We start from the raw sequence: 2,534 nt of genomic DNA, 5'->3' as shown, positions 1-2,534 counted from the left end.
GGCTGACCGATTCGATATAGGCCAGGCCGGGCGAGCCGTTGAGCTCCTGCTCGATCACGGCGATCACCGCCTCGTCCATGGTCTTGGCCGAGGCGCCGGGGTAGACGGCGCTGATCACCAGCGTCGGCGGCGCCACGCTGGGGTACTGCGCCACCGGCAGCAGCTTGATGGCCACCGCGCCGAAGACCAGCGCGAACAGCGCGATCACCCAGGCGAAGATGGGCCGGTCAATGAAGAAACGTGCCATTGCGGGGAACTCCTGGGATTACTGGCCAGTACCCGATGCTGCGGCGGAGGCAGCGGGCGCGGCGCCCGAGGCAGCGGCCTGCGGGCTCCACGGCACCGGCTTCACCGGCGCGCCGGGCACGAACATCTTCTGGAAGCCATCGACGATCACCTGCTCGCCCGGCTTCAGGCCGTCCAGCACGATCCACTGGTTGCCCATGGCCGCGCCGACCTTGACCGGACGGGGCATCGGCTTGCTGTCGGCGCCGACGACCAGCACCGTGTCGCCGTTGCTGCCGCGGGTCACCGCCTGCTGCGGCAGCAGGATGCCCGAGGGCACCTCGGCCTGCGACAGGCGCACGCGCACGTACTGGCCCGGCAGCAGCGCATCGCCGGGGTTCGGCACCTCGGCGCGCAGCGTGACCTGGCCCGAGGTCGGGTCCACGCTCAGGTCGGTGAACAGCAGCTTGCCGGCCTTGGCGTACTCGCTGCCGTCTTCCAGCACGATGCGCACCTGGGCGGCGTTGGAGCCGGCCGACTTCAGCTTGCCCGCGGCCATCGCCCGGCGCAGCTGCTGCACCTCGTTGGCGGACTGGGTGAAGTTGACGTAGACGGTGGAGGTCTGCTGGATCAGCGCGAGTTGCGTCGCGTCGGAGGCGCCGACCAGCGCGCCCTCGGTCACCAGCGCGCGGCCGATGCGGCCCGAGATCGGCGCGGTGACATGGGCGTAGTCGAGGTTCAGCTTGGCCTGGGTGATGGCGGCCTTGGCGGCGGCCACGTCGGCCTCGCCCTGCTTGGCCGAGGCCACGCTGACCAGGTACTCCTGCTGGCTGATCGCCTTGGCATCGACCAGCGGCTTGTTGCGCTCGGCCTGGGCGGCGGCCTGGCTCAGGTTGGCCTGGGCCTTGGCCAGCGTGGCGACGGCGCTGTCCAGCTGCGCCTGGTAGGGCGCGGGATCGATCTGGAACAGGGCCTGGCCGGCCTTCACTTCCGAGCCTTCGGTGAACAGGCGCTTGAGCACCACGCCGTTGACACGGGCGCGGACCTGGGCCGTACGCAACGCCTCGACGCGGCCAGGCAGCTCGGTCTGGAGCGCCACCGGCGTCAGCGCGGTGGTGACGACACCGACGGCCGGCGGCGGCATGGCGTGGCCACCGCCGCCGGCAGCCTTCTCGCCATCCGCCTTGCCGCAGCCGGCCAGCACGGAAGCCACAGCAATGGCCAGCGGCACCAGGAAGAGGACGCGGCTGCCCAGGGTCAGCTTGGGCGCAGCGTCACGGGTGTTATTGGTTTTGCAGATCACGATGAAACCTTTCGGACCGAAGGGACTCGCTGAACCCCGCAGGATTCGCAGAAAAGACTGTTCGGGCAAAAAACAAGTTGGGCACCATACGACGAACGGCGCCCAACCATGTTGACAAGACCCTATGCAAGGGTTGTCCCGCAGTATATACATACATTCACGCATGTATGTAAGTGCGCTAAAATTTCGATCACGATGGTCAGGAAGACAAAGCAAGAGGCGCTGGAGACGCGCGAGAAGATCCTGGATGCGGCCGAGACGCTGTTCCAGCGCCGTGGCGTGTCGCGCACCTCGCTGCAGGACATCGCCACCGAGGCCCAGCTCACGCGGGGTGCCATCTACTGGCACTTCAAGGACAAGGCGGAGATGTTCAACGCGATGATGGAGCGGGCCAAGATGCCGCTGGAGCAGGCGCGCGATGCCGCCCGCCTGGCCCGCCCCGACGCGCCGCTGGAACACCTGCGCTGGAGCCTGCTCAACGCCCTGCACTCGACCGTGCATAACGAGCGGACTCGACGGGCCTTCGAGATCGCCATGCACCGGGTCGAGTACGTGGACGAACTGCTCGCCGTGCGCGACCGGCACCTGGCCAATCGCAACCACGGCCTGGACGTCATCGAGGACGGATTCAAGGACGCCGTCGCCGCCGGCCAGTTGCCCAAGACCTTGAACACCCGCACCGCCGCGGTCACGCTGCTGGCCATGGCCGACGGGCTGATCCAGAACTGGATCCTCGACCCGACGTCCTTCGACCTGATGGAAGTCGGCCAGGAGGCGATGGAGGCCTTCCTCAACAGCCTGCACGCCACCGAGCGCAAGCTGCTGCCGCCGCTGAAGCCCGAGGAACTGGCCTGCCTGGGCAGCGCCCCGCTGTGCCGTTTCGGCAAGCCGGACGAGGAATAAGCCCGCGCGGGCCCACCGCCCATCTGCCGTCTGCTTTACGGGTTAGCCCTGGGTCGGGGACAATAGCGGGTTGCCTCCCCGAAAAGCCGCCGCCGTGTCCGCC

Annotated in this window: 3 protein-coding genes; 1 reads left to right on the top strand and 2 read right to left on the bottom strand. The window is 68.2% G+C overall.

Annotation, left to right across the window (positions count from 1 at the left end):
* Both B0W88_RS31165 and B0W88_RS31160 read right to left on the bottom strand, forming a co-directional pair.
* A partial coding sequence (locus tag B0W88_RS31165; protein WP_144007117.1) for an efflux RND transporter permease subunit occupies window positions 1-247 on the bottom strand: 247 nt, incomplete at its 3' end.
* Between the two features lie 18 nt (window positions 248-265).
* Window positions 266-1,525 carry an efflux RND transporter periplasmic adaptor subunit gene (locus B0W88_RS31160; RefSeq protein WP_369973970.1) on the bottom strand — a complete coding sequence of 420 codons (1,260 nt, stop codon included), beginning with the start codon at window positions 1,523-1,525 and terminating at the stop codon, window positions 266-268.
* Between the two features lie 198 nt (window positions 1,526-1,723).
* On the opposite strand from B0W88_RS31160, the gene B0W88_RS31155 reads away from it, so the two are divergent.
* The gene (locus tag B0W88_RS31155; protein WP_077038344.1) at window positions 1,724-2,431 is read left to right on the top strand and encodes a TetR family transcriptional regulator; all 708 of its coding nucleotides are present in this window, start codon (window positions 1,724-1,726) and stop codon (window positions 2,429-2,431) included.
* Window positions 2,432-2,534: the final 103 nt, after the last annotated feature.

Origin of the sequence: Pelomonas sp. KK5 (assembly GCF_001984095.1) — a bacterium.
Lineage (GTDB): Bacteria > Pseudomonadota > Gammaproteobacteria > Burkholderiales > Burkholderiaceae_C > KK5.
The sequence above is the reverse complement of the archived record's forward strand: the minus strand, read 5'-3'. Positions and strand labels throughout refer to the sequence as shown.